We start from the raw sequence: 26,270 nt of genomic DNA, 5'->3' as shown, positions 1-26,270 counted from the left end.
GGCCTCGGGGCACGCCCTGTCGGCGTTCCGGGCCGGCCGGGTGCCGGACGGGCCGTGCAGCCGACGACGCCCCGGCCCGGGGCGTCGTCGCGTCGGCTCAGTCCGCCCGCGGCGGCGCGGTGATGCGGTAGTCGAGCGCGCCCAGGACGGTCTCGGCCCGGGCCCGCAACTGGCCCACGGAGTCGGCGGTCATCGCGAAGCGGATGAAGTAGTTCTCCTGCTCCAGGCTGTGGACCAGGTAGCCGTCGACCAGCTCCGCCTTGATCACGCCCGGCAGTCCGAGCAGGTCGTCCTCCGTCGTGCGCATCTCGACCCGGCCGAGCTCCTCGGCCTCCACGTCGACCCAGCCGACGATCGCCCGGTCGCGGACCGGGCCCAGCCGGTCCAGGGAGAACTCGCCCAGCGCCATGGAGACCACCGCCTCCATCGGGTCGATCCCGCTGACCTCGCGGATCGCCGTGGGGTACATGCCGCCGCCGAACCTGAGGTTGATCTCCACCAGTTCCGTGCGGCCGTCCTCGTCGGACCGGCCCTCGACGTGCAGCCAGTGCTGGTCGAGGCGCAGGTCGGCGCAGAACGCGCTGACCGCCTCGGTCAGGGCGCGCACGCCCGCCCGCACGTGGTCCTGCTGGGGCGGGTGGACCCGCAGCCCCGCGTCGTGGTGCCTGACGTCGTCGTGGTCGGGCTTCTCGACCGCCAGGACCGGGTGGAAGCGGCCGTCCACGACGGGGCCGTCCACGGAGAACTCGACGCCGGGCAGGAACTCCTCGTAGACCATCTCGGTGCCGGAGTGCCCGCCGTCGGCCAGGTGGCGCTGCCAGGCGAGGAGTTCGTCCGGGCCGTCGACCCGGTGGACCAGCCGCGAGGCCGCGGAGTCACGGGCGGGCTTGACGATGGCGGGGAAGAAGTCCACCTCCGCCGGGTCGCCGCAGTAGCGCATGGCGGACAGCCCCAGGGCCCGCATCCGGTCCCTGACCAGCGTCTTGCTGGCCAGCACCTCCAGGCCGGCGCCGGCTCCCGGCAGGCCGTAGTGGGCGGCCAGCGCGTCCTTCCAGGGGATCAGCGCCTCGATCAGGCTGACGACGGCGGTGGGGACGATCCCGCGCTCGTCGAGCCGGGCGATGAGCGCGGGCACGTCCTCGCCGTCCCAGTCCACCAGGACGTGGTCGTCGCAGTCGTCGCGGTGGCGGTTGTCCGCGAGTTCGGAGACCAGGACCGAGCGCAGGCCGCGGGCCCGCAGCTGTTCGGCGGCGAGGAGGACGCCGCCGGCCTGCCACTTGGAGAGGATGAGTACGGATTTCACGCGCCGCGACCTCCGGGCCGAGTTCCAGGGCTGGTGCCGAGAAGCACCCAGACCAGCACGAGGGTGGCACGGGCGGGTCCGCGCCGAGGTAAGCGAGGTGCGTAGCCGAAGGACGGCGAGGTCAACGCGGTGCGTCCGCACGGATGAGCTTGTCGCGGACGCACCCGGCGCCGACACGGCCGTACCGTCCTTTTCGATGCGGCAGACCGACCGGTACCGCACCGGGACACCACCGGAACCGAGGGTGCGGACCGGTCCCCACCGCCGTCGACACGGCGTTCCGCCCCGGAACAACCGATGGAAAGGAAACCGTCACATGAGCACCATGCTGGCCTGTCCGGAGTGTGAGGACGAGGTGCAGATCAGTCAAACGGCGCGGCTCAACGAGATCGTCGACTGCGCCGGCTGCCGGAGCGAGCTGGAGATCGTGGCGCTGAGCCCGGCCGTCCTCGCCCTCGCGCCCGAGGTCGAAGAGGACTGGGGCGAGTAGGCGATCAGGCAGGTGGGCGCGGTGGCGCCCCGGTTCCCCGGCAAGCGGGTCGGCGGTGCGCAGCCGCGACCAGGTCTCCGGCCCGCCAGGAACCTCCGTCCGGGGTTCGTTCCGACTCACAAGGGAAGTAGCTGACGATGCCAACCAGTTCCCGCGCGCGAACGAGGCGCGTGGCGTTCGTCGACGCGTTCTCGATGGGGCGCCACCTCCTGCCCGTGCTGCACCGGCTCGGCGTGGAGTGCGTGCACGTCCAGTCGCCGAGCCCCGACGTCCACATGGCCCGGCTGCCGTTCCCCGAGGGCTTCGTGGCCGACATCCGGCACGACGGCGACATCGACGCGACGGCGGCCGCGCTGCGCGGGCAGGAGGTCGCCTGGGTGATCGCGGCCGGCGAGTCGGGCGTCGAGCTGGCCGACCGGCTCTCCGCCGAACTCGGCACTCCCGGCAACGGGATGAGCAGGCCGACGGCCCGCCGCAACAAGTACGACATGGTCCTGGCCCTGCGCGATGCCGGACTGGAGCACGCGGACACCATGGTCTCGTCCGACGCCGACGAGATCGTCGAGTGGGCCGAGAAGACGGCGGGCTACCCGGTCGTCCTGAAGCCGGTCGCCAGCGCCGGCACCGACAACGTCGTGGCGTGTACGTCCGCGGAGCAGGTCCGCGCCGTCCACGAGAAGATCATGACCAGCACCGACCGCCACGCGATGCCCAACACCGTGGTGCTGGCGCAGGAGTTCCTGGACGGGGACGAGTACTTCGTCAACACGGTCAGCCGGGACGGCGGGCACCACACCGTGGAGATCTGGCGGTACTACAAGACCCGCCTGCCCGGCGGCAACATCATCTACGACTACAACGAGCCCCTGGCACCGGACGATCCGGTCGCCAAGGAGGTGGAGTCCTACGTCCACCGGGTGCTCGACGCCCTGGAGATCAGGAACTGGGCCGGCCACACCGAGGTCATGGTGACCGCCAGGGGGCCGGTGCTGGTCGAGTGCGCCGCACGCTTCGGCGGGGGGCAGGTCCCGGAGATCCTCGACCGCTGCTTCGGCACCAACCAGGTCGACCTGGTCGTCCGGGCGGTGACGGATCCGGACGGGTTCGACCGACTGCCCACCACCGCCTACCGGTTGCTGGAACGCCTGCGTTTCGTCCACCTCATCAACCGGAGCGAGCGCGGGGTGGTCCCGTCCGAGGAGGCGCTGGCCGCCGTCCGCGGGCTCCCGTCCCACGCCCGCACCGTCCTGTGGCACCCGGAAGGACAGCCGCTGCCCCGGACGATCGACGTCGCGACCCAGGTGGGGTACGTCCTGCTCATCTCCGAGGACCCGGCGCAACTCGACGCCGACTACCGGAAGCTGCGGGAGATCGAGCGCGACCACCTCTACGCCGAGGGGCCCTGAGGTCCGTCCCCGGTGACCGGGCAGAAGCCGCCGAGTAAGGAGTCACGTTGTCCGACAAAGCCGTACGGTCGAGCGTCGGCGAGCCGCGGTTCCGTGACACCCTGCGCGGCCTGCCCCACCGGGTCTGGATCATCAGCCTCGGCAACCTGATCCTCCAGGTCGGCACCTTCCTGCCGGTGTTCATCGTGCTCTACCTGACCAGGAGCGGCTACTCCGCCGGCTCCGCGGGGCTGGTGCTGGGCGCGTCCGGCCTGGGCAGGGTGCTCGGCAACGTCATCGGCGGCTACCTCACCGACTCCATCGGCCGGCGGCCGGCCATCCTGCTGTCGGTCGTGACCACCTCGGGGCTGACGGCGAGCGTGCCGTTCCTCGGACCGCTCCCGCTGGTCGTCGTGGTGGTCGGCCTCATCGGCGTGGTGTCGCAGATCTACCGGCCGGCCATGGCGGCGGTGCTGGTCGACTGCGTGGCACCCGGGCAGCGGCTCGCCGCCTTCGGGGTGCTCCGGTTCGCGCAGAACGTCGGCGCGGCGCTGGGCGGCGTGCTCGGCGGCGTGGTGTCGAGCATCTCCTACCGGGGGCTCTTCCTGGTGGAGGCCGCCGTACTCCTGGTGTTCGGCGCGATCGTGGCGGTGCTGCTGCGGGACACGCCCGGGGAGGGGGCCGGCTCCGACGAGGCGGCGGAGCCGGCCGTGGCGGAGCCGGCGGTCGGGTACCGGCAGGTGCTCGCCGACCGCACCCTGGTGCGGTTCCTGCTGATGACCGTGTTCTCGATGTTCGTCTACATCCAGACCAGCGTCGGCCTGCCGCTGCACGTCACCGCCGTGGGCCTGAGCGAGCGTGACTTCGGGCTCCTCATGGGGCTCAACGGCCTGCTGGTGGTGCTGCTGGAGCTGCCGCTGATCAGCGTGGTCGCCCGGTACCGGCCGGAGTACGTGCTGGCCGCCGGCAACCTGTTCACGTGCGCCGGTCTCGCGCTGACCGGGTTCGCCGACGGGATGGGCCTGCTGGTGGCGACGGTGCTGGTCTGGACGCTCGGCGAGATGGTGTCCTCCTCGATCGTCCAGGCCCACCTGGTGAGCCTGACCCCGCCGGGGCTGGTCGGGCGCTACCAGGGGCTGTACGGCGCCGCGTACACGGTCGGCACGGGCGCCGGCCCGGTGGTCGGCGGCGCCGTGTACGCGAGCAGCCCGGGGGCGCTGTGGATCCTGGTCGCCGTGCTGGGCCTGCTGAGCGTCCAGCTCAGTCTGGGGCTCCGCCGGCCGGCCGCCACGGCGGCTGTTGCCGAGTGACGACCGCCGGGTGACGGCCCCCGGGTGACGGCCCCGGGGCCGGCGCACCGGATTCCTGACCCGGGACCACGTCCCGCCGCACGAAGCAGGCGCGTCCGCACGCACGCGGTGACGCCGCGCCGAGGCATCCCCTTTTTCCGCAAGACCGTCCGCACATCGTCCGCAAACGTCCGCAATGAACAGGAGAAACCAGTGAGCGACTTCACAGGGCTGACCGCGATCGTCACCGGCGGTGCGGGGGCCATCGGCCTCGCCACGGCGAAGATGCTGAAGAGCAGGGGCGCCGACGTCGCCGTGCTCGACCTCAAGCTGGACGGCGTCCCGGACGACATCCTGGGCATCGAGGCCGACGTCACCGACGACGCCCAGGTCGAGGCCGCCGTGGCCGCCGTGGTCGAGCGGTTCGGCCGGCTGGACGTGGTGGTGAACAACGCCGGCGTCGCCGCCGTCGGGAACGTCGCCGAGAACGACGACGAGGAGTGGCGGCGCGTCCTGGACATCAACGTGGTCGGCATGGTCAGGGTCTCCCGGCACGCGCTGCCGCACCTGCGCCGCTCGCCCTCCGCGGCGATCGTCAACACCTGCTCGATCGTCGCCTGGGCCGGCCTGGAGAAGCGGGCCCTGTACTCGACCAGCAAGGGCGCGGTCTACGCGCTGACGCTGGCCATGGCGGCGGACCACGTCCGGGAGGGCATCCGGGTCAACTGTGTCGCCCCCGGCGCGGCGGACTCGCCCTGGGTGACCGGGCAGCTCAGCCGGACGCCGAACCCGGAGGCCGCGCGCGAGGCGATGAACCAGACCCTGCCGATGGGCCGGCTGGTGACGACCGACGAGATCGCCGGCGCGATCGCCTACCTGGCGAGCCCGCTGTCGGGCGCCTCGGTGGGCACGGTGCTCGCCGTGGACGGCGGCATCCACGGCCTGCGGATGCGTCCGTCGGCGCAGCAGCACCTCATCGGCCGATGAGCGTCCGGAACAGACCGTCGGAGCCGAAGGACTGGGGAAGTTCGCATGCCGCTTGATCCGACCATCGCGAGTGTCCGGGACTACCGCGTCGCGACCGGGTTCACGCCGCTCTACACGATGTCCATCGACGAGGCCAGGCGATCGGACGCGGAGACCGAGGCCACGGCCTGGGACTGGCACGAGCAGCCCGAGGAGATCTTCGAGCTGGAGATCGACGGCCCGGCCTGCCGGCTGCCGATCCGGGTGTACCGCCCGCAGAGCGACGGCCCGCTCCCGGTGCTGGTGTACTTCTTCGGCGGCGGCTGGGTCGTCGGCTCGCTGGAGACCTCGGACGCGATCTGCCGGGCGCTGGCCAAGCTGACGCCCTGCGTGGTCGTGTCGGTGGGCTACCGGCTCGCGCCCGAGCACCCGTTCCCGGCCGCGACCGACGACTGCTACGCCGGTGTGAAGTGGGTGGCGGAGCACGCCTCCGAGATCGGCGCCGACCCCGCGCGGATCGCCCTCGGCGGGGACAGCTCCGGCGGCAACCTGGCCGCGGCGATGGCCCTGATGGCCAGGGCCGACGACGACGGGCCGCAGATCGCCGCCCAGGTGCTCGTCTACCCGCCGTTCCACAACGCCGCGGACACCCGGTCGATGCGGGACAACCAGGACCCGATGTTCTTCAACGCCCACTCGTCCGCGTGGTTCTGGAGCCAGTACCTCGCCGATCCCGCCGACGGCGACTCCCCGCTGGCCTCGCCGCTCAAGGCGGACGACCTCGCCGGGCTCCCCCCGGCGCTGGTGATGACGGCCGAGTACTGCCCGCTGCACGACGAGGGCGAGGCCTTCGCGGACGCGCTGGCCCGGGCGGGCGTGCCGGTGGACTACCACCGGTACGAGAACCTGACGCACGGCTTCCTGGCCATGTCGGCGATCCTGGAGATCTCCAGGGACGCGATGGACCTGATCGCCGAGTACCTGCGCGAACGGCTGAAGTGACATGGCGCCGGACGAGACCGCAGGCGTGGTCCTGCGCGCGCCCAGGTACGTGCTCGGCGAGACCCCGGTCGACCACACCGGCATCGAGGGGTTCGCCGAGTACGTCGACCGGCAGCGGATGGTGCCCGACGCCGGGATGTGGGGCTGGGGAGCGGTCCACCGCACGGAGCTCGACCTGGCCGCCCTCGCCGTACGGACCGGCCGCGAGACCCTGCGCGCGGCCGCCGTCGAGCCGGGCGAGGTCGACGCGCTGGTGCTGTGCTCCAACGCGTTCCCCGCCGAGGTCGAGGCGCACGGCGAGCTGATCGCGTCGGTCCTCGGCGGGCTGGGGCTCGGGCCGGTCCCGGTCACCGGGATCACCCTGAACCGGTGCGCGAACCTGCTCACCGGACTCCAGGCCGCCGCCTCGGCGGTCGCCGCGGGCCGGCACCGGACCGTGCTGGTGATCACGACGGACCGGGTGTCCGCCGAGTCCGCGCGGATCGCCGACTTCGCGCTGTTCAGCGACGGCGCGGCCAGCTGCCTGGTCACCCGGCGGTCGGACGGCGCACCGGAGTCCTACACGTGGGTCGGCGACGCGTACGCCCAGGACCCGGCCACGCTCGGCCGGGGCAACGAGATCAGCGCCGATCTGGCCAGAGCGGCCAATCAGCGGCTGACCGCCGGGACCGGCATCGGGGTCGAGGCGATCGACGGCCTGCTGCACAACAACATCTACCTGCCGATCGTGACCATGAAGGAGCTCCAGGCCGGGTTCCGCCAGGCCCAGTTGGACACGTCGAACATCGCCAGGGTCGGGCACTGCTTCGCCGCGGACCCGCTGATCAACCTCGTCGACCGGCAGTCCGCCGGCGCCGTCCGTCCGGGCGGGCTCTACCTGCTGGCGTCCAGCGTGTCCGGGCTGCGGGTGTGCGTCCTGCTGCGCGCGGACTCCGCGGACCCCGCGGCCTGACCGGACGGCCGTGCCGGCGGACCGGCCGTCGCGCATCCACGAAGGAGGCACCGAAGTGCAGAACATGACCGTCACGGCCCGCACCGACCAGGGCGGGGCGCAGTGAGCGCCGCACCGGGCGGGCCCGGGACCGCCGGCGTCGACCGGGCCACGCTGGAGTGGCTGCGGACCCTGGTCCGCGAGATCGTGCAGCTGCCCGAGTCCGAGGACGTCGACCGGCGGACCCTGCGTCAGCTCGGCGCCGGATCCCTCCAGGTGGTCGCCGTGCAGTTCCGCGTCCTCCAGGAGACCTCGGTCACCGTGGAGATGGGCGAGCTGGTCGGCGAGACGCCCGTCGCGGACCTCGCCGCGCTGATCGACGCGCGCCGGCCGGCCGCGTAGTGGGCCCCGGCGGCCGGCCGGGAACGGCCGCGTCGGCCGGGTAAGCGAAATGCGCAAATGCGGAGGACGGAAGTCAACGCATCGCGTCGTCGAAGTGAACCGGCAGCGGACGCCCGGAATACCGGCGCACCCGTATCGTCCATTTCGATGTGGCAGACCGAATTCCCAGCGGGCGTTCGCCGAGGACGTCCGGCTCGACATCCCGTCCGGAGGAGACCGAAAGAATGGAAGAGCCAAACTTTTCGCTCGGCAACGTGCGTGACGACCTGCTCCAGGAAAACGACGACTGGGACAAGTTCGGCCGGTTCTGGGAGAACCTGCCGCTGGACCCGCACATGGGGGACGGCGGCGTGTACCGGCGCCGCAAGTACTCCGCGATCTCCTACGACCTCGACGCCGACACCGTCCGGGTGGTCGACCAGGAGGGCTTCCTGCAGAGCAAGGAGATCAACAAGCTGAACGGCGGAGTCGTCCGCCGCTTCGAGCCGGTCGACCCGGCGCTGCTGGACACCCCGGTGTTCCGGCGGGTGCTGGCGCACTTCGCCACCCGCATCGAGGAGGCGGCGCCCGACGGCGAACAGGTGCCCAGGGTCCGGCACGTCAACATCCACCAGCACCGCATCGTCGCCACCGAGGGGGAGGCCGGAAACCCGACCCCGGAGGGAATCCACCGGGACGGCGTCGAACACATCGTCATGATGCTGGTCGCGCGACAGGGAATCGCCGGCGGGGTCAGCACGCTCTACGACAACGCCGAGTCGTCGATTCTGAGCCGCACCCTGGCCGACCCGGGCGACTACATATTCCTGGACGACAAGACCTGCCTGCACTCGGTTTCCCCAGTGGAGGTGCTCGCGCCGAATCCGGAGGGGTACCGCGACATGTTCTTCCTGGAATTCTGCTGACGGAGACGGACCCCGTCCCGCGGTAGGCCGGTTCGCGGAGGGCCCGGTCCCACGCCGGGCTGACGCCGGCCTCCGCGACCGGCAGCGTCCACCTCGACGACGTGGCACGGCACAGCGGCGAGGAAGGGGCGCGGCGGCGGATCCGCCCGGCACGGCCGGGCCTCCGCCGCCCGCTCCCCCGACCACCGACCCGGTCGACCGGCTGGAGCCCGCTTCCGGGCCGACCACCGAGCCGACCACCCGAGTGAGGATCACGATGAGTCTCTCCGAAGTGTTCGATCCCGGCGTCCTCGCCCTGCCGCTGTACGACGACGCGCACCGCACCCTCGCCGACGGGATCGTGACGTGGTGCGGGGACCGGGCCGAGGCGTGGGCGGGCCTGGACACCACCGATCCGGCCGCCACCGGCCGGGCCGTGCTCGCCGACCTCGGCCGGTCGGGGTGGCTGAGCCACCTCGACCCCGACCGGCCCGACTCCGACCTCAGGTCCCTGTGCCTGAGGCGCCAGGCCCTGGCGTACCACGAGGACCTGGCCGACTTCGCCTACTCGATCCAGGAACTCACCGCCGCCGCGATCGCCCGCCACGGCACCGAGGAGCAGCGTCGCCGCCACCTGCCGGGCCTGGCCGCGGGGACCAGTGCGGGGGCGCTGGCCGTCTCCGAGCCCGGCGCGGGGTCCGACCTCGCCGCCGCGGTGCTCGAAGCGACCCCCGACGGGGACGGGTTCGTCCTCAACGGGACCAAGGCGTGGATCGCCCAGGGCGACATCGCCGACGTGTGCGTCGTCCTGGCCCGCACCGGGGACGGCCCGGGCCCGCTGGGCCTGACCACCTTCGTGGTCGACTGCTCCGCCCCCGGCTTCAAGGCCGAGCCCGTCGGGGCGATCGCCCCCCGCTCGTGGGCCGAACTGACGTTCACGGACTTCCGGGTGGGCCCCGAGGCCGTGCTCGGCGAACGCGGCCAGGGCCTCGTGGTCTCCCTCGACGCGCTCGAACGGGCCCGGGCCACGGTGGCCGCCGCGGCGATCGGCTTCGGCAGGCGCGCCTTCCGGCTCGCCCTCGGCCACGCCCGTACCCGCAGGGCCTACGGAGGCCGGCTCGCCGACCTCCAGCTCGTCAAGGCCTCGCTCGCCCGGATGGACGTCAAGCTCTCGGCCGCCTCCCTGCTGACCGCCCGCGCCGCCTGGGCGATGGACGCCGGACTCGACTACGCCAGGCACTCCTCGGCGGCCAAGCTCTACGGCACCGAGGCGGCCGGCGAGATCGTCGACGGCGCCGTCCAGATCTTCGGCGCCGCCGGGATCGTCGCCGGCAGCACGATGGAGCGGCTCTACCGCCAGGTCCGCTCCCTGCGCATCTACGAGGGGGCGTCCGAAGTGATCGAGATGACGATCGCCGACGCCCTGTGAACGACCGGTGCGACCGGCACCGGGACCGAGCCCAACAGCCTGCACCACCACAGGAAGGACCTGACGTGGGACCTGTACCGAAGCCAACGACGGCGTCCGGTGCCGCCGAGCAGCCCAGTCACCTCCGGCTCGTCGGCATCGGGGCGGGCCCGGCCAACCTGAGTCTGGCCGCACTGCTGCACGGTGACCCGGAGCAGCCGAACCTGTTCCTCGACCGCAAGCCGAGCTTCACCTGGCACGACGACCAGCTCATCACCGGCGCGACCCTCCAGGTGTCGATCTTCAAGGACCTGGTGAGCCTGTCCGACCCGACCAACCGCTTCTCGTTCCTGTCGTACCTGCACGAGCACGGCCGGATGTACCACTTCCTCAACGCCCAGTTCGCCGAGGTGCCGCGCACCGAGTTCCGCAACTACCTGGCCTGGGCGGCCGAGACCAACGAGAACGTGGCCTTCTCCGAGACCGTCGAGCGGGTCGACTTCGACGGGGTCTTCCGCGTCACCACCGACCGCCGCCAGGTCACCGCCGACAACATCGCGGTGGGCGTCGGCACCGTCCCGTGGGTGCCCGACTACGCCGTCCCGCACCTGGGCGCCGGCCACCTGCACGTCAGCCAGTACCTGCGGCACGCGAAGGAGCTGGCGGGCAAGCGGGTCGCCGTCATCGGCGGCGGCCAGTCCGGGGCCGAGGCGTTCCTGGACCTGATCTCGCGGTCCGACGCCGAGCGCCCGGCCTGGGTCTCCTGGGTCTCCCGGCGCCGCAACTACTTCCCGATCGACGACTCGACGTTCACCAACGACTTCTACATGCCGGAGTACTCCGAGTACTTCTACCGGCTGTCCGAGTCCAAGCGCGCCGAGCTCAACTCGGCCCACCTGCTGAGCTCGGACGGGATCTCCGAGTCGACCCTCAGGGCGATCTACCAGGTGCTGTACCGGCTCCAGTTCATCGAGCGGGACGAGCACCGGTTCGGGCTGCTGCCCAACCGGAACGTGGTGTCCGCCGACCGCACCGCGAGCGGGACGTTCGAGGTGATGCTGCGTCACAACGACGAGTCCGGCCAGAGCGAGTGCCTGCCGGTGGACGCGGTGGTGTGGGCGACCGGCTTCCGCCCCGCGCCGAAGACCTTCCTGGAGCCCCTGATGGGCCGCATCGAGACCGAGAACGGCGAGGTCAGGGTCAACGAGGACTTCGCGGTCAGCTGGGACGGCCCGCCGGACCGGAACATCTTCATGCAGAACGCGGTCCGCGGCCAGCGCGGCCTGCCCGACGTGAACCTGAGCCTGAACGCCTGGCGGGCCCAGCGCATCGTCAACTCCCTGCGCGGCAGCACCGCCCCCGAGCTGGCGATGTCGTTCATCGACTGGTCGGCCAAGAGCGGGCGGGGCACCCAATGGACACGGTAGACCTCGCCGTCGTCGGCGGCGGAGTCATCGGCGCGCTCGTCGCCCACGAGGCGGTCGCGGCCTTCCCCGGCCTGTCCGTCGCCGTCCTGGAACGCGGCCTGGTCGGCCAGGGCGCCTCCAGCCGCTCGGCCGGCGTGCACTTCCCGCGCGGTGCGACCGAGCGCGTCCGGTCCATGACCGAGCACTCCCACCGGGTCTGGGAGCGCCTGGCGGCCGAACTCGACCTGCCCATCCGGGAGGTGGCCGCGACGGTCGTCGCCACCGGCGCCGGCGACGCGGTCCCCACCACCTACCTGCGGCTCGGCGGGGAGACCGCCCCGGCCGACCCGGCCCGCGGCTGGGCGGCTCCGGCCGGAGCCCGCGCCTGGACCCTGGACGGATGCCACTACGCCGACGTCCAGGCCGTCACCGGCCGGGTCCTGGCCCGGCTGCGCGACCAGGTGGCCGTCCTGGAGGGAGCCGAGGTCACGGCGCTCGCCGCCGAGGACGGGCACCACAGGATCACCCTCGGCCAGGGGCAGGAACTGCTCGCCCGCCGGGTCGTGCTGGCCCCGGGCCCGTGGATCGCGCACCCCGCCTGGGCCGACCTGCTCGCCCCGCTCGGCCTGCGCGTCAAGAAGGTCGTCGCCACCCACCTCGAATCGGCCCCGGCGCCGGACGCCCCGCTCGCGGTCTTCCACGACGAGGACGCCTTCCTGTTGCCCCTCCACGAGCGCGGCCACTACCTGTTCAGCTACACCTGCGACCGCTGGGACGTCGCCCCCGACGACCTCGAACCCGGGCTGGAGCGCTCCGACCTCGACGACGCCCGGGCCGTCCTGGGTCGCTTCGCGCCCGGCCTGGCGGCCCGGTGCACCTCGGGCCGGGTGTTCTGCGACGCGTACAGCCCGCGCCGCGAACCCGTCGTCGCCGAACTGCGGCCCGGCCTGGTCTTCGCCGGAGCCGCCGGCGGCTCCGGATACCGCCTGGCCCCCGCCATCGCCGCCGAGACCGTCGCCGCCCTGGATCTCGCACCGGTCCGCACCCTCTCCCAGCCACCGCAGAGGCAGTCATGATCCTGAACCACTACAGCGAGTCCGAACTGACCGCGGCCTTCGGCATCGACATGTCCTCGGTCGAGGGCCTCGGGGTCGGCGCCGGCTGGGGCCGGGTCGCCCCCGGTGCCTCCACCCACACCGACCGGCACGACGAGACCGAGTTCTTCGTCATCGTCGCCGGGACGGGCGAGCTGACCGTCGACGGCCGCACCCACCGGGCCGGGCCCGGCACGGTGGTGCTGTTCGAGCCGTTCGAGTCGCACATCCTCGCCAACACCGGTGACACGGACCTGGTCTTCCTCACCCAGTACTGGCGCGACTCGGCCCGCGCCCGGGTCTCGGCGCAGTCGCGGGTCCGCCCGAACCTCACCGAGCGCCCGCAGTTCGTGTTCTCCACCCCGCCGACTCCCAACGGCGACCTCCACCTCGGCCACCTCTCCGGCCCCTACCTCGGCGCCGACGTCTACGTCCGCTACCAGCGCCTCAACGGCAACCGGGCCTGGCACCTGACCGGCAGCGACGACTTCCAGAGCTACGTCGAGGCCGTCGCGACCCGCGAGGGCACCACCGCGGCCGAGGTCGCCGCCCACTACTCGGCCGAGATCGCCGCGACGCTGAAGGCGATGGACATCGAGGTCCACCAGTACTCCGTCACCAACAAGGACGAGGGCTACGCCGAGGGCCTGCGGCGCTTCTTCTCCCGGCTGGTCGACTCCGGAAGCGTCGGCCCCAGGGCGACGCCCGCGCTCTTCGACGCCGAGACGGGCGCGTACCTCTACGAGGTCAACGTCGGCGGCGCCTGCCCCGGCTGTGCGCACGGCACCAGCGGCAACATCTGCGAGGAGTGCGGCGAGCCCAACCTGGTCGCGGACCTGGTCGACCCGGCCTCCCGGATCAGCGGCACCGCGCCGAAGCAGGACGAGGCCGAGCGCTACACGCTGCCGCTGCACGAGTTCGCCGACGCCGTCGCCGAGCACCACGGGCTCGGCCGCGTCCCGGCCCGCCTGCGCGAGCTGGCCCAGCGGGTCTTCGCCCGCGAGACGCTCGACCTGCCGGTCTCCCACCCGTCCGACTGGGGCGTGCGGCCCGCCGGCGACGACCTGGACGGCCAGGTCATCTGGGTCTGGCCGGAGATGAGCTACGGCTTCCTCCACGGCATCGAGCGGCTCGGCGCCGGCCTGGGGGAGGACTGGTCGCGCGAAGTGCCGTCCCCCGACTGGAAGATCGTGCACTTCTTCGGCTACGACAACAGCTTCTACCACTCCATCCTCTACCCGGTCCTGTACCGGCTGGCCTTCCCGGAGTGGAACCCCGACATCGACTACCACGTCAACGAGTTCTACCTGCTCGAAGGCCAGAAGTTCTCCACCAGCCGGCGGCACGCGATCTGGGGCAAGGAGATCCTCACCCCGGACACCGTCGACGCCGTCCGCTACTACCTCTCCGGGACCCGCCCCGAAGGCGAGCGCACGGACTTCCGCCGCGCCGAGTTCGACCGGGCCTGCGCCGACACCCTGGTCGGCCAGTGGCAGGAGTGGCTGACCGGTCTGGGCGAGCGCGTCGACGCCCGGTTCGACGGCGTCGTCCCCGACGCGGGCACCTGGACCGCCGAGCACACCGCCTTCCTGGCCCGGCTGTCGCTGCGGCTCGACGAGGCCACCGCCGCACTCAACCCCGAGGGGTTCTCGCTGCGGTCCGCCGCGGCCGTGCTCGACGGCATCGTCACCGACGTCCGGACCTTCTCCCGCCGGCAGTCCGCCCTGGCCGGGATCGACCGGTGGAGCTCCGAGGCCCGGACCGCCGTCGCCCTCGAACTGGCCGCGGCCCGCCTCCTCGCCACCGTCTCGGCCCCCCTGATGCCGCGCTTCTCGGCCGGGCTGGCCGCCGCCCTCGGCATCCCGGCGATCGAGACCTGGCCCGACACGGCCGACCTGGTCGAGCCCGGCAGCCGCTGCACCCTCTCGGGCACCCGCTTCTTCGGCACCGGCTGACCGCCGGAGGAGCCGACCGCCCGAGGAGACCGTGCCCGGCACGGTGCGTGCCATGGCCCACCACATCGCAGCCGCGAAGGACCGGTAGCAGCAATGACCGAATCGATCATCAACCGCATCATCGCCACCAGGCCCTCGCACGACGGCGCCATCACCGTCACCGGCCTGGGCCACCGCACCACCATGCCGCTGGCCGAGTTCCACGACCGGGCCAGGGCCGTCGCCGGAGCCCTGCGCCGCCGGGGCGTCCGCGCGGGCGACCGGATCGGCATCCTCTCGGCCAACCGGCTGGAATGGGTGCTGCTCGACGTCGCCGCCCTCATGCTCAAGGCGCAGACCGCCGGGTTCGAGCCGGGCAAGTTCCGCCCCGACGCCGACCTGGTCGAGCGCTACGGCCTCGACCTGCTCTACACCGACGTCCCGCTGTCCGACGGCTCCCCGGCCGAGGCCGTGTCGATCGCGACCGTCGCCGGCCACGCCGAGGAGGCCGCCGGTGCCGCCGGGGATCTCGACCCGGAGCAGTGGGCCGCCACGGAGTGCACCACCGTCAAGTTCACCTCCGGCTCCACCGGCGCCCCCAAGGGGCTGGAGGCCACCGCCGGCAGCATCGACTCCTCGCTGCGCGCCGTCCAGAGCCTGTTCGAACACCGCCCGGGCGACGACATCCTGACGTTCCTTCCGCTCTCGCTCCTCCAGCAGCGCTACTGGCTCTACTCGGCGCTGTACTGGGGACACGACATCACCATCACGACCTACCAGTCCGTCTTCGCCGTGATGCCGACCGTGCGCCCCACGGTCGTCATGGGGGTCCCCGCCTTCTTCGACACCGCCAGGCGGCACCTCGAAAGCAGCATCGCCGACGGCGTCGAGCCCGCCAAGGCCGCCGCCGAGCTCTTCGGCGACCGCGTCCGCTACCTGTGGACCGGCTCGGCCCCCGCCGACCAGGCGACGCTCGGGTTCTACACCGGGCTCGGGCTCCCCATCTTCGAGGGCTACGGGCTCAACGAGACCTGCATCACCACCAAGAACCACCCCGGTGCCCACCGGGAGGGCAGCGTGGGCCGGGCGCTGCCCGGCAAGGAGATCGTCATCGACGAGGAGGGCGTCGTCTGCGTCCGCAGCGACCACCCGGTCAACACGGCCTACACGTACGCCGCTCCCGGTGACAGCGAGCGGATGTTCAGGCCCGGCGGCATCGTCCGCACCGGGGACCTCGGGCGCCTCGACGAGGACGGGTTCCTGTACATCCTCGGCCGCTCCGACGACGTCATCGTCCTCGACAACGGCAAGAAGGTCATCGTCAGGCCCGTCGAGACGCGCTTCCGGGACACCGGGGCGGTGGCCGAGTGCGTGCTGTACCACCCCAGCCCGGCCGGACTGGTCGCCGTCGTCTCCCCCCACCCCGGCCCGGTCGACACCGACGCGATCGTCCGGGCGCTCGCCCTGGTCAACGCGGCCTCCGAGCCCGACGAGCGGATCTCCCGGGTGATCGTCGCCGACGAGCCCTTCGCCGTCGGCAACGGGCTCCTCACCTCCCAGTTCAAGCCGATCCGCAAGCGCATCGCCGACCGCCACCGCGACCGGATCGACGACCCGAAGGCAGGCATCCATGCCCACTGACCTCGACACCCTGGCCCGCGAACAGCTCTCCCGGGTGCTGCGCGACCACCCCGAGCCGGCGGCCCTCGACCCGGCCGAGGACCTCGTCCACACGTACGGGATCACGTCCCTGAACAAGGTCCTGTTCCTGACCTCCCTGTGCCGGGCGGCCGACGTCGGTCTCGACAACTTCACCGAGGACGACCTCGCCGGCATGCGCACCCTCGGTAACGTCGTCGACGCCCTCCGGCGCCACGCCCCCCAGAACGGATGACTTCCTTGAACCGCACCACCTGGAGCCAGCAGGCCTCCGCGCTCCTCGAGAACGAGCACGTCGAACTCCACCCGATCTCGGAGGCCGACCGGGAGCCGCTGCGCAAGATCGCGTTCGACGACCGGATCTGGACGTACTTCGTCTCCCGGGTCGGGAACGACGCCGACTACGAGCGGTTCTTCGACGCCATGCTCGCCGACCAGGCCGCCGGCAAGCGCGCGGTCTACATCGTCGTCGACAAGTGCACCGGCCAGGTCGCCGGGAGCTCCAGCTACGGCAACCTCGCCGAGGCCGACGGGCGCCTGGAGATCGGCTGGTCCTGGCTCGGCGTCGACTTCCAGGGCAAGGGCGTCAACCGGTGGGTCAAGTACCTGCTGCTGCGGCACGCGTTCGACGTCCTGGGCGCCGAGCGCGTCGAGTTCAAGACCGACGTGCTCAACGTGCAGGCCCGCGCCGGACTGCGCAACATCGGCGCGTACGAGGAAGGCGTCATGCGCAGCTTCAACCCGATGCCCGAGGGCCGGCGGCGCGACGCGATCTACTACTCGGTGCTCCGCGCCGAGTGGCCCTCGGTCGGGGAGCAGCTCAGCCGGGCCGGCAAGGCCGTCAACCCGTGCGCGTGAACGGCGCGCCGCTGCTCGAACTGTCCGGCCCGCCGCACACCCGTGGGTTCGCCCACGGGCGCGCGCTGGCCGGACGGCTCCGCGGCTTCCTGGACGACTCGCTCGCCCGCCTCGGCCACCTCAGCGACCGGCCGATGGACCTCGACGCGCTGCGGCCGTCCATCGCCGCCCACCGCGAGGCCGTCGCCACCGCGCTGCCGGACCTCGCCGAGGAGGTCGACGGCCTCGCCGCCGGCGCGGGCATCGAGCGCGACGAGGCCTGGCTGCTGCAACTGCGCCGCGAACTCCTGGGCTACAGCCGGGTCACCGCGGGGGACTGCACCACCTACGCCTCGGTCCGCGGCGGGCCGGTGCTGGCCCAGACGGTCGACCTGAACGGGAACCTCGACGACCAGATCGCCGTCCTGGCGGTCTCGGGGCCGCGGCACCGCTCCCTGGTGCTCAGCTTCGCCGGGCTCCTGGGCTACCTCGGTGTCAACGACGCCGGGATCGCCGTCGGCCTCAACCTCGTCCTCGGCGGGGAGTGGGAGCCCGGAGTGCCGCCGTACCTGGCGATCCGTCACGTGCTGGACAGCGCCGACAGCGTCGACCACGCGGTCGAGCTGCTGTGCGGGCTCCCGCTGGCCAGTTCGCGCTCGTTCACGGTGTGCGGTGAGGAACGGGCCGTGTGCGTGGAGTCCCTGGGCCGGGAACGCAGCGTCCTCGAAGACGCCGATCCGGCGCACACCAACCACTTCCTGGACGCGCGGTTCGCCGGACGGGACGAGATCAACGTCTTCGCCAAGAACTCGTCGCGGCGGCGCCTGGACGCCGTCCGGGAGGCCGGCATCCCGGCCGCGGGCGACACCGCTGGCCATCACCGGATCCTCTCGACGCCACCGGTCCTGGTGCGCGACAACGGCGACATCCGGCGCGAGCGGACCGTCGCGGCGGTGGTCCTGCGCCCGGACCTGCGGGAGCTCCGGCTCTGGCCGGGCGATCCGTCCACGGTGGCGGAGCAGGTCCACTCCCTGCGGTGACGGCCGGCGTCCGGGCGACGGCACCGGACACCGGGTAATCGGAGCGTGTAGCCGCGCGGCGGCGACGTCAGTGCGGTGCGTCCTGCGGAATGCGTTTGCCGCGGACGCGAGAGGTACGGCCGGGTACGTAGTTTCCCTGTGACGGATGGTCGGTTCGCGATGGAGGGAGTCGTGGTGGTGGGTCGGAGCATGTCGGCGAGGGGGGTGCGGTCATGATGCGGGTGGCGGTGGTCGGCGCGGCCGGCTACATCGGCGGGGAGCTGCTGCGGCTGTTGCTGGGACACCCCGGGGTCGAGCTGGTGGGCGCGGTCTCGTCCCGCTTCCCCGGCAAGCGGATCGACGGCGTGCACCCGAACCTGCGGTCCTCCACCGATCTGTCGTTCTGCGCGGCCGAGGAGGTCCCGGACTGCGACGCGGTGTTCCTGGCGCTGCCGCACCGGGTGGCGATGACCCAGGTCGAGCAGTGGACCCGGCGCTCCAAGGTCGTCGTCGACCTGACCGGGGACTTCCGGCTCGACGACACCGAGGTCTTCCGGCGCTACTACGGCGAGGAGCACCAGGCCCCGCACCTGCTGGGCGACTTCGTGCCCGGGCTGCCCGAGCTGTACCGCGAGGGCCTGCGCTCCGCGGACCTGATCAGCGTTCCCGGCTGCATGGCCACGGCCGGCGTGCTCGCCCTGCACCCCCTGGTGGCCCGCGGCCTGATCGACCTCGACCGGGGGGCCCAGTTCGACGCCCGCACCGGGTCCAGCGGCTCGGGCGCCACCGCAGGCCCGGCCAACCTGCACGCCGAACGCAGCGGTGCCATGCGGGTGTTCGCACCGACCGGGCACCGGCACGAAGCCGAGATCTCCCGGCACCTCGGCCTGTCGGCCGCGATGACCGCCACCGGCGTCGAGGCGGTCCGCGGCGTCCAGACCATCTGCCACGCCACCCTGCGCCCCGGCGTGGACCTGAAGACCGTGCGCCGGGCCTACCGCGAGCAGTACGCCGAGGAGCCCTTCGTCCGCATCGTCGCGCACCAGCGCGGCATCTTCCGCTACCCGGACCCGAAGATCCTGCTGGGGTCCAACTTCTGCGACGTGGGCTACGCCCTCGACGAGGACACCGGCCGGCTGACCACCATCGCCGCGCTGGACAACCTGGTCAAGGGCGGCTCCGGCAACGCCCTTCAGTGTTTCAACATCCGCATGGGACTACCCGAGAACCTCGGCCTGACCTTCCCCGGCCTCCACCCCCTGTAACCCCGGCCAACCGGAGCGACCGTGACCACCAAACCGCTGACCGTCGTCAAATGCGGCGGCAACCCGGCCGTGGACGCCGCGGGCATCTGCGCCGACATCGCCGGCCTCGTCCACGAGGGCCACTCGATCCTCCTCGTCCACGGCGGCTCGGGCGAGATCGGCCGCCTCGCCGGCCGACTCGGCGTCGCCCAACGCACCCTCGTCGCGCCGGACAACGTGTCCGCGCGCTACACCGACCCGGACACCCTCGAAGTGGTCGTCCTCGCCCTGGCGGGCTCGGTCAAGCCGGGACTCGTGGCGGAGCTCTCCCGCCACAAGGTGCCCGCGGTCGGCCTCACCGGCATGGACGGCGGGATGCTCCGCGCCCGCCGGAAGTCCGCCGTCCGCGCCGTCGTCGACGGCCGCACCGTGCTGATCCGCGACAACCACAGCGGCCGGATCGACACGGTCGACACCACGCTCCCCGAGACCCTCCTGCGGGCCGGCTTCGTCCCGGTGGTCTCACCGCCCGCCATCGACGAGAACGACCGGCCCGTCAACGTCGACGCCGACCGCGCCGCGGCGGCCCTGGCCGCCGCACTCGGCGCGGACCGGCTCCTGCTGCTCACCGGCGCCCCCGGGGTCCTCGCCGACCCCGGCGACCCGGCCAGCCTGCGGAGCACCCTCGGGATATCCCCGGCGGGCCCGCCCGACCCGTCCGCCACCGGCGGCATGGCGCTCAAGCTCATCGCCGCGCGCGAAGCGCTCGCCGGCGGCGTCGCCACCGTGCGCATCGCGGACGGACGCACCCCCGAACCCGTCAGCCGGGCACTCGCGGGGGCCGGCACCACGGTGCACATCTCCCACGCGGGGACGCCGACCCACAGCTCTCGTGAAAGGGAGATCCGCACATGAGCGAACCGAACGGCACGCCCGCCGAGTGGCAGGGCGGCACGGTCTGGCTGACCGGGCTGCCCAGCGCGGGCAAGACCACCATCGCGACGGGCCTCGCCGGGCGACTGCGCGCCGAGGGGCACCGGGTCCAGGTGCTCGACGGCGACGAGGTCCGCGCCGCCCTCTCCGCCGAGCTGGGGTTCTCGAAGGAGGACCGGGACGTCAACGTGCGGCGGATCGGCTACGTGGCGGCCCTGCTCGCCGAGCACGGCGTCACCGTGCTGGTGCCGGTCATCGCCCCGTACGCGCAGTCCCGCGCGGCGGTCCGCGAGCTGCACGCGGCGCGCGGCGCGCGCTACGCCGAGGTGCACGTGGCGACCCCGCTGGAGGTCTGCGCCGACCGGGACGTCAAGAGCCTCTACGCCAGGCAGGCGGCGGGCGAACTCAGCGGTCTCACCGGCGCGGACGACCCCTACGAGGTGCCGGTCGACCCCGATCTGCGCGTCCACACCCAGGACCAGACCGTCGACGAGTCGGTCCGGCAGGTGCGTGCGCTGCTCACCGCCCGGGGCCTGTCGTGACGGCCCCCGCGCGGCCGGTGGCCGCCGACCGCCCCGGGGACCCCGGCCCGCTGCCGGACCCGGCGCCCCCGCTGACGCACCTGGAGGCGCTGGAGGCCGAGGCGGCGCACATCTTCCGCGAGGTGGCGGGGGAGTTCGACCGGTCGACGCTGCTGTTCTCCGGCGGCAAGGACTCGATCGTCATGCTGCACGTGGCGCTCAAGGCGTTCGCCCCGGCCCCGCTGCCGTTCTCCCTGCTGCACGTGGACACCGGCCACAACTTCCCCGAGGTGCTCGCCTACCGCGACCGGGTCGTCGGGAAGCACGGCCTGCGGCTCGACGTGGCGTCCGTGCAGGACTACATCGACGCCGGGACGCTGCGCGAGCGGCCGGACGGCACCCGCAATCCGCTCCAGACCGTTCCGCTGCTGGACGCCATCCGGGACGGCCGCTACGGCGCGGTCTTCGGCGGCGGCCGGCGCGACGAGGAGAAGGCACGCGCCAAGGAGCGGGTGTTCAGCCTGCGGGACGAGTTCGGCGCCTGGGAGCCGCGCAGGCAGCGGCCCGAGCTGTGGCAGCTCTACAACGGCCAGCACCAGGCCGGTGAGCACTTCCGCGTCTTCCCGCTGTCCAACTGGACCGAACTGGACGTCTGGCAGTACATCGAGCACGAGGGCATCGAGCTGCCGGAGATCTACTTCGCGCACTGGCGCAAGGTGTTCCGGCGCGACGGCATGTGGCTGGCGCCCGGCGACTGGGGCGGTCCCAGGGACGGCGAGTCCGTGGTCGACCGTCAGGTCAGGTACCGCACGGTCGGCGACATGTCCTGCACCGGCGCGGTCGACTCGTCCGCCTCGACGGTGGGTGAGGTGATCGCGGAGATCTCCGCGAGCCGGGTGACCGAGCGCGGTGCGAGCAGGGCCGACGACCGGTTGTCCGAGGCAGCCATGGAGGACCGCAAGCGAGAAGGGTACTTCTAGACATGTCAACGGGCGTCGCGGAAGCGGCAGATCAGACGCGCTCCACCGGCCGGCCCTCGGGCGGCCTGCTGAGGCTGGCCACCTGCGGGTCGGTCGACGACGGCAAGTCGACCCTGGTGGGACGGCTGCTCTACGACACCAAGTCGGTCCTGGCCGACCAGGCGCTGGCCATCGAGGAGGTGTCCCGCAGGCGCGGGCAGGACAGCCCCGACCTGGCCCTGCTCACCGACGGCCTGCGGGCGGAGCGGGAACAGGGCATCACCATCGACGTGGCCTACCGCTACTTCGCGACGCCGGCGCGGCGGTTCATCCTCGCGGACACCCCGGGGCACGTGCAGTACACGCGCAACATGGTGACCGGCGCCTCCACCGCCGACCTGGCGGTGATCCTGGTCGACGCGCGCAACGGCGTGGTCGCCCAGACCATGAGGCACGGCGCGATCGCGGCCCTGCTGCGGGTGCCGCACATCGTGCTGGCGGTCAACAAGATGGACGCGGTCGACTTCCGGGAGTCCGTCTTCACCGGGATCGTGGACGAGTTCGGCCGCCGGGCCCGCGAGTTGGGCATCACCGACGTCACCGCCATCCCGATGTCCGCGCTGACCGGCGACAACGTGGTCGAACCGTCGGCCAGGATGGACTGGTACGGCGGCGAGACCCTGCTGTCCCACCTGGAGGGCGTGCCGCTCGGAGCGGAGCCGGCCGGCCGGCCGCTGCGGCTGCCGGTGCAGTACGTGGTCCGGCACCCCTCGGGCGACCGGGTGGAGCGCTGGCTGGCCGGTCAGCTCGCCTCCGGGCAGCTCAGGGTGGGCGACCCGGTGGCCGTCCAGCCGTCCGGGGAGACCAGTACGGTGGCCGGCCTCACCGTGCTCGGCAAGGAGGCCGACCGGGTGTGGGCGCCGCAGTCGGTGGCCGTCCGGCTCGCCGACGACGTCGACATCTCCCGGGGCGACATGCTGGCCGCGGGCCCGGCCCCCCGGGTCCTGCGGAACATCACCGCGAACCTGTGCCACCTGCACGAGCGCCCGCTGCGCGAGCGGCAGCGCGTCCTGCTCAAGCACACCACCAGGACGGTCCCCGCGGTGGTGGAGCGGATCGACCACCGCATCGACGTCACCGACGCCCGGCGGCTGCCCTGCGAGGACGGACTCTCCGTCAACGACATCGGCGGCGTGCGGATCCGCACCGCCGAGCCGCTCGCGGTCGACGACTACCGGGAGAACCGGCGGACCGGCTCGTTCCTGCTCATCGACCCGCAGGACGGGGCGACGCTCGCCGCCGGGATGATCGAGGCGGCGGAGCGGTAGCCCCGGTCCGCTTCGCCGTTTGCCGCCCGGGTCCCGTGTCCGTACGGGGCCCGGGCGGCCGGGTGTCCCGGGCCGGCGGCGGACTCAGCCGACGGTGACGGTCAGCATGCCGTCGGGCCCGGCGGTGACGGTGACGGCGGCGAGGGTGCCGGCCTGGGCGTCCGGCCGGTGGGGGAGGGCGCGCGGGCCGACGCCGACGACCCGGACGCCGGCCGCCCTGGCGGCGGCGATGCCGGCGCCTGAGTCCTCGAAGGCGACGCAGTCGGCGGGGGCGAAGCCGAGGGCGGCGGCGCCCTTGAGGAAGCCCTCGGGGTCGGGCTTGCTGGCGCCGACGGACTCGGCGGTGACCAGGACGGGCGGCAGCGGCAGGCCGGCGGCGGCCATCCTGACCCGGGCGAGCGGCTGGTCGGCGGAGGTGACCAGGGCGTGCGGGAGGCCGGCCAGCGAGGCGAGGAAGGCGGGCGCACCGGGCACCGGGACGACGCCCTCGGTGTCGGCGCGCTCCTCGGCGAGCATCAGCTCGTTGTCGGCCAGGTTGGCCTCGACCGGGCGCTCGGGCAGCAGGACGGCCATGGTCGCGTGGCCCTGGCGGCCGTGGGCGACGGCGAGCACCTCGGCGGGGTCCAGGCCGTGCCGCTCGGCCCAGCGGCTCCAGCAGCGCTCGACCACGGCATCGGAGTCGACCAGGGTTCCGTCCATGTCCAGGAGGACGGCGCGGGCGGTCAGCCGGACGGGGGCAGCGGACATGGGACGGCTCCTCGGGGAGAATGGCTGCGGGAGAGCCGGAAACGAAAGCTCTTTGTTTCCCGATGATACAAAAGTTCAGCCGAGCAGGTGGATGTTGACCGCCCGGGCCTCCCCGGCCAGCTCCGGCAGCTCCACCACCTCGACCCCGGCGGCCTCCAGCAGCGCGGTGCCCTGGCAGTCGGTGACGAACAGGTCCGGCTCCCGCCAGGCCACCACCACCCGCGGCACGCCCGCCGCGACGAGCAGCCGGGCGCACGGCACCGGCCGCGAGGCGCGCTGCCCGCAGGGCTCCAGCGAGCTGTAGACGGTCGCCCCGCGCAGCCGCGGGTCGCCCGCGGGCAGCTTGGCCAGGGCCGCCTCCTCGGCGTGGTCGTGCGGGTCCGTCTCCCGGCTGTACCCCTCCGCCAGCACCGTGCCGTCGGCGCCGACGACCACCGCGCCGACCGAGAACGCCGTCCCGGACGGCGGGCAGCGGCGGGAGAGTTCGACGGCCCGGCGCAGGTGGGCGAGGTCGGTGGACGCGGGCTCGGTCACGGCGCGGGCTCCTTCGGGGCGTACCTGAGCAGGACGACGTCGCCCACCGTACGTGCCCCCAGCAGCCGCATCCGCCGGGCCGGTCCGCCGGGGAACGCGGCCGGGCGGACGAACCGGGGGGCCTCGGCCTGGCCGACCAGCAGCGGGGCGACGGCGAGCTGGAGCTCGTCCGCCAGGCCCTGGGCCAGGAACTGGGTGTGCACGCCCCCGCCGCCCTCGACCATCAGCCGGCGCACCCCGCGCGCGCCCAGGTCGTCCAGCACCGCGCCGAGGTCCACCGCGCCGCCGAGCGCGACCACCTCGGCCAGTCCGTCCAGCCGGGGGCGCAGCGCCGCGGCCCCGGCGTCCGTGGTGTAGGCGAGCTTGGCGCCGCCGGTGTGCCAGAACCGCAGCCCGCCGTCGAGCGCGCCGCTCGCGCTGAGCGTCACCTTCAGCGGGTGCTCGGGCCGGCCGGCCGCCAGCCGGGCGGCCCGCCGCCCGGGGTCGTCGACCAGCAGCCGGGGGTTGTCGGCGCGCAGGGTGTTGCCGCCGACCAGGATCGCGTCGGCGGCCGCGCGCTCCTCGTCCACCCGGTCGAAGTCGGCGGCGCCGGAGAGCAGCAGCCGGTCGGGGGAGGCGTCGTCGAGGTGGCCGTCGAGCGAGACGGCGGCGCTCAGCAGGACGAAGGGGCGCTGGCCGGGCATGGGCGGGGACCGTTCTGTCGGGGGCGCCTCCACGGTACGGCCGGCCGGTCCCGCCCCGGCGCCCCCCGTTCGACATCTGAGACAGATCTTCTCGGAATGCGGGACGGCGAGTAGCGTCGGGGGCGTCGCGGAACATCGGAGCCGACCACGCCCAGGGGGACCTCATGACCGGACCGCAGCCCGCCGCCGTCTACACCCACGGCCACCAGGAGGCCGTGCTGCGCTCGCACCGCTCCCGCACCGCCGCCGACTCGGCTGGCTACCTGCTGCCCGGACTGCGGCCCGGGCAGTCCCTGCTGGACGTCGGCTGCGGGCCGGGCACGATCACCGCGGACCTGGCCGGGCTGGTCGGCCCCCAGGGGCGGGTGGTGGCGGTGGACACCTCCGCCGAGGTGCTGGAGCAGGCCGCCGGGTACGTCGCCGGGCGGGGCCTGTCCAACGTCGTCTTCGAGCGCGCCGACGTGCACCGGCTGCCGTACCGGGACGGCGAGTTCGACGTCGTGCACGCCCACCAGGTGCTGCAGCACGTGGCCGACCCGGTGGCCGCGCTGCGCGAGCTGCGGCGGGTGACGGCGCCGGGCGGGGTGGTCGCGGCCCGGGACGTCGACTACGCCTCGATGACCTGGTTCCCCGAGGTGCCCGCGCTGGACCGGTGGCTGGAGCTGTACCGGCGGACCGCCCGCGCCAACGGCGGCGAGCCGGACGCCGGCCGGCGGCTGCTGTCCTGGGCCAGGGCGGCCGGCTTCACCGAGGTCACCGCGAGCGCCACCACCTGGACGTACGCGACGCCCGGGCAGCGCGCCTGGTGGGGCGGGATGTGGGCGGACCGGGTCACCGGCACCGCGCTGGGCCGGACGGCGGTCGAGCGGGGCTTCGCGGAGCCGGACGAGCTGGACCGGATCGCGGCCGGCTGGCGGGAGTGGAGCGACGCCGGGGACGGCTGGTTCTCGATGCTGCACGGGGAGGTCCTGGCCCGCGGCTGAGCGGGCGGACGGCGGGCCGGGGAGGACGGGCAGGCGTTCGGAAAGATCGGGTAAAGTCGCGCGACCGTTCAGATCGGGCCCGTTCGGGTCCGAGCCATGGTGCCGAGTGCCGAGCCGAGTGCCCGCCGCGGCGGGTTGGGGGAGTCCACGTGTCCAAGCCTGAGTCCGAGCCGCCCGTCCCGGGGCCGGAGTCGCCCGCGGTCGCGGGGGCCGGTACGCACGCGGACCCGGCGGCGGCTGCGGCGGAGGCTGTCGAGACGGCGGCTGCCGAGACGGCGGCCGGCCAGGACCCGCGGGTGGACTTCCGCAAGCACACCGCCGCCCCGGAC

Annotated in this window: 24 protein-coding genes and 2 pseudogenes; 23 read left to right on the top strand and 3 right to left on the bottom strand. The window is 73.2% G+C overall.

Translation table 11 applies throughout. The annotated features are described in order from the left end of the window. Positions 1–97: 97 nt before the first annotated feature. The gene (locus BU198_RS01460) at positions 98–1,303 is read right to left on the bottom strand and encodes an acetyl-CoA carboxylase biotin carboxylase subunit family protein (RefSeq protein ID WP_188294964.1); all 1,206 of its coding nucleotides are present in this window, start codon (positions 1,301–1,303) and stop codon (positions 98–100) included. Between the two features lie 316 nt (positions 1,304–1,619). Between BU198_RS01460 and BU198_RS01455 the strand changes: the two genes are divergently transcribed. From BU198_RS01455 to BU198_RS01355, 21 genes are all read left to right on the top strand, one after another. Continuing rightward, complete coding sequence (locus BU198_RS01455) at positions 1,620–1,793, top strand: lysine biosynthesis protein LysW (RefSeq protein WP_223243763.1); 174 nt, start codon at positions 1,620–1,622, stop codon at positions 1,791–1,793. 170 nt (positions 1,794–1,963) lie between these two features. Then, complete coding sequence (locus BU198_RS01450) at positions 1,964–3,199, top strand: ATP-grasp domain-containing protein (RefSeq protein ID WP_317619906.1); 1,236 nt, start codon at positions 1,964–1,966, stop codon at positions 3,197–3,199. 47 nt (positions 3,200–3,246) lie between these two features. Then, the gene (locus BU198_RS01445; RefSeq protein ID WP_188294962.1) at positions 3,247–4,488 is read left to right on the top strand and encodes an MFS transporter; all 1,242 of its coding nucleotides are present in this window, start codon (positions 3,247–3,249) and stop codon (positions 4,486–4,488) included. Between the two features lie 192 nt (positions 4,489–4,680). Further along, a complete protein-coding gene (locus tag BU198_RS01440; protein WP_188294961.1) occupies positions 4,681–5,454 on the top strand; it encodes an SDR family NAD(P)-dependent oxidoreductase in 774 nt (257 codons plus the stop codon). Positions 5,455–5,499: 45 nt separating this feature from the next. After that, the gene (locus BU198_RS01435; protein WP_188294960.1) at positions 5,500–6,435 is read left to right on the top strand and encodes an alpha/beta hydrolase; all 936 of its coding nucleotides are present in this window, start codon (positions 5,500–5,502) and stop codon (positions 6,433–6,435) included. A 1-nt stretch (position 6,436) separates the two neighbouring features. Continuing rightward, the gene (locus BU198_RS01430) at positions 6,437–7,387 is read left to right on the top strand and encodes a 3-oxoacyl-ACP synthase (RefSeq protein WP_188294959.1); all 951 of its coding nucleotides are present in this window, start codon (positions 6,437–6,439) and stop codon (positions 7,385–7,387) included. 102 nt (positions 7,388–7,489) lie between these two features. Beyond that, complete coding sequence (locus BU198_RS01425) at positions 7,490–7,768, top strand: acyl carrier protein (protein WP_188294958.1); 279 nt, start codon at positions 7,490–7,492, stop codon at positions 7,766–7,768. A gap of 224 nt (positions 7,769–7,992) precedes the next feature. After that, on the top strand, positions 7,993–8,673 hold the full coding sequence (locus BU198_RS01420; RefSeq protein WP_188294957.1) for a 2OG-Fe dioxygenase family protein: 681 nt from the start codon (positions 7,993–7,995) through the stop codon (positions 8,671–8,673). A 256-nt stretch (positions 8,674–8,929) separates the two neighbouring features. Continuing rightward, positions 8,930–10,081 carry an acyl-CoA dehydrogenase family protein gene (locus tag BU198_RS01415; protein WP_188294956.1) on the top strand — a complete coding sequence of 384 codons (1,152 nt, stop codon included), beginning with the start codon at positions 8,930–8,932 and terminating at the stop codon, positions 10,079–10,081. 65 nt (positions 10,082–10,146) lie between these two features. After that, the gene (locus BU198_RS01410) at positions 10,147–11,487 is read left to right on the top strand and encodes a lysine N(6)-hydroxylase/L-ornithine N(5)-oxygenase family protein (RefSeq protein ID WP_188294955.1); all 1,341 of its coding nucleotides are present in this window, start codon (positions 10,147–10,149) and stop codon (positions 11,485–11,487) included. After that, positions 11,475–12,542, top strand: a complete 1,068-nt coding sequence (locus tag BU198_RS01405) for an NAD(P)/FAD-dependent oxidoreductase (RefSeq protein ID WP_188294954.1) — start codon at positions 11,475–11,477, stop codon at positions 12,540–12,542. The genes BU198_RS01410 and BU198_RS01405 overlap by 13 nt, the downstream gene beginning before the upstream one ends. Further along, a complete protein-coding gene (locus tag BU198_RS01400; RefSeq protein WP_188294953.1) occupies positions 12,539–14,515 on the top strand; it encodes a class I tRNA ligase family protein in 1,977 nt (658 codons plus the stop codon). Before BU198_RS01405 ends, BU198_RS01400 begins: the two co-directional genes overlap by 4 nt. Before the next feature lie 93 nt (positions 14,516–14,608). After that, positions 14,609–16,135 (top strand): AMP-binding protein, encoded by a 1,527-nt coding sequence (locus tag BU198_RS01395; RefSeq protein ID WP_188294952.1) that lies wholly within the window; start codon positions 14,609–14,611, stop codon positions 16,133–16,135. After that, positions 16,125–16,388: an acyl carrier protein gene (locus BU198_RS01390; protein WP_188294951.1), complete on the top strand. Its 264-nt coding sequence runs from the start codon at positions 16,125–16,127 to the stop codon at positions 16,386–16,388. The genes BU198_RS01395 and BU198_RS01390 overlap by 11 nt, the downstream gene beginning before the upstream one ends. A 5-nt stretch (positions 16,389–16,393) precedes the next feature. Next, positions 16,394–17,011: a GNAT family N-acetyltransferase gene (locus BU198_RS01385; protein ID WP_223243762.1), complete on the top strand. Its 618-nt coding sequence runs from the start codon at positions 16,394–16,396 to the stop codon at positions 17,009–17,011. Then, entirely contained in the window at positions 17,008–18,030 is a 1,023-nt protein-coding gene (locus tag BU198_RS01380) for a C45 family peptidase (RefSeq protein ID WP_317619905.1), read from the top strand. Before BU198_RS01385 ends, BU198_RS01380 begins: the two co-directional genes overlap by 4 nt. A 212-nt stretch (positions 18,031–18,242) precedes the next feature. Continuing rightward, entirely contained in the window at positions 18,243–19,274 is a 1,032-nt protein-coding gene (gene argC, locus BU198_RS01375; RefSeq protein WP_188294948.1) for an N-acetyl-gamma-glutamyl-phosphate reductase, read from the top strand. Between the two features lie 21 nt (positions 19,275–19,295). Then, positions 19,296–20,168, top strand: coding sequence for a [LysW]-aminoadipate kinase (locus BU198_RS01370; protein WP_188294947.1), 873 nt, complete (start codon positions 19,296–19,298; stop codon positions 20,166–20,168). Further along, entirely contained in the window at positions 20,165–20,728 is a 564-nt protein-coding gene (gene cysC / locus BU198_RS01365) for an adenylyl-sulfate kinase (RefSeq protein ID WP_188294946.1), read from the top strand. The genes BU198_RS01370 and cysC overlap by 4 nt, the downstream gene beginning before the upstream one ends. Before the next feature lie 17 nt (positions 20,729–20,745). Next, a complete protein-coding gene (gene cysD, locus BU198_RS01360; RefSeq protein ID WP_317619910.1) occupies positions 20,746–21,687 on the top strand; it encodes a sulfate adenylyltransferase subunit CysD in 942 nt (313 codons plus the stop codon). A 2-nt stretch (positions 21,688–21,689) separates the two neighbouring features. Continuing rightward, positions 21,690–22,994 carry a sulfate adenylyltransferase subunit 1 gene (locus tag BU198_RS01355; protein WP_188294945.1) on the top strand — a complete coding sequence of 435 codons (1,305 nt, stop codon included), beginning with the start codon at positions 21,690–21,692 and terminating at the stop codon, positions 22,992–22,994. Positions 22,995–23,078: 84 nt separating this feature from the next. On the opposite strand, the gene BU198_RS01350 is transcribed toward BU198_RS01355, so the two are convergent. Continuing rightward, positions 23,079–23,741 (bottom strand): HAD-IA family hydrolase, encoded by a 663-nt coding sequence (locus tag BU198_RS01350; RefSeq protein ID WP_188294944.1) that lies wholly within the window; start codon positions 23,739–23,741, stop codon positions 23,079–23,081. A gap of 75 nt (positions 23,742–23,816) precedes the next feature. Further along, a pseudogene (locus BU198_RS41715) lies at positions 23,817–24,958 on the bottom strand (dihydrofolate reductase family protein). Between the two features lie 164 nt (positions 24,959–25,122). Here BU198_RS41715 and BU198_RS01335 point away from each other — a divergent pair. Both BU198_RS01335 and BU198_RS01330 read left to right on the top strand, forming a co-directional pair. Continuing rightward, positions 25,123–25,941: a methyltransferase domain-containing protein gene (locus tag BU198_RS01335; RefSeq protein WP_188294941.1), complete on the top strand. Its 819-nt coding sequence runs from the start codon at positions 25,123–25,125 to the stop codon at positions 25,939–25,941. 149 nt (positions 25,942–26,090) lie between these two features. After that, a pseudogene (locus BU198_RS01330) lies at positions 26,091–26,270 on the top strand (hypothetical protein); the annotation flags it as partial.

Source organism: Streptomyces sp. CBMA156, from assembly GCF_014596515.1.
Lineage (GTDB): Bacteria > Actinomycetota > Actinomycetes > Streptomycetales > Streptomycetaceae > Kitasatospora.
The sequence above is the reverse complement of the archived record's forward strand: the minus strand, read 5'-3'. Positions and strand labels throughout refer to the sequence as shown.